Source organism: Pseudomonas sp. K8, assembly GCF_014889455.1.
Taxonomy (GTDB): domain Bacteria; phylum Pseudomonadota; class Gammaproteobacteria; order Pseudomonadales; family Pseudomonadaceae; genus Aquipseudomonas; species Aquipseudomonas veronii.
The window spans coordinates 1-743 of sequence record NZ_VJWO01000150.1 but is presented as its reverse complement, the minus strand read 5'-3'; the positions used below and the strand labels follow the sequence as shown (position 1 = coordinate 743).

The following is a 743-nucleotide window of genomic DNA, read 5'->3' as shown; positions in this document are numbered from 1 at the left end:
CGCCGCCACCGAGGCGGTGCCGAGGCTGTCATCGCGGTAGGGAAGGTAGGCTTCCTTGACCGGAATGCGCAGCTGGGTGGATTCGTAGAGGTCGGCCAGGGTGAGCTTGTCCAGGTCGCGCGACAGCAGCCACTCGCCCTGCTCGTCGCGGCGCACCACCCGGATCGCTTCCAGGTCGCAGAGCATGCTCTGCCGCAGCGAGTCGGTCAGCATCGGCTCCAGCCGCAGGACCTCGTCTTCATCCCGCCCGCGGCCGTCCAGGCGCGCCTGGTGGAAGCGGCCGATCAGGCGCAGCAGGCCATACAGTTCGTAGCCGGTGGGCAGGCGCAGGTCGGCCGGCTGGTAGCGGAACGCGGCGATCGACGAGGCCAGCGAGGCACCCAGCAGCACCGACACCCAGCACAGGTAGATCCACAGCAGCAGGATCGGCACGAAGGCAACGGTGCCGTAGAGCTTCTGGTAGGACTGGAAACTGCCCAGGTAGGCGCCCATGCCCCACTTCACCAGCTCCAGCATCACTGCCGCGAGGATCGCGCCGGGAATGGCATGCCGCCACTTCACCGTGTGGTGTGGCACCGCCCGGTACACCAGCATGATGCACACGAACGCGATCAGGATCGGCGCCAGGGTCAGCGACGCATTGGCCAGCAGGCGGCCTTCGCTGGTGCCGAACAGCGGCAGCGCGAACACGCGCGCAGACACCGCCAGCGACGCGGCCGCCAGCATCGCGCCGAGGGTCAGCA

At 68.5% G+C, this 743-nt stretch carries 1 protein-coding gene; it reads right to left on the bottom strand.

Translation table 11 applies throughout. The features are described from left to right. Positions 1 to 743, bottom strand: a 743-nt coding sequence (locus INT12_RS30655; RefSeq protein ID WP_193059201.1) for a YhjD/YihY/BrkB family envelope integrity protein, incomplete at both ends; no start/stop codon positions are given.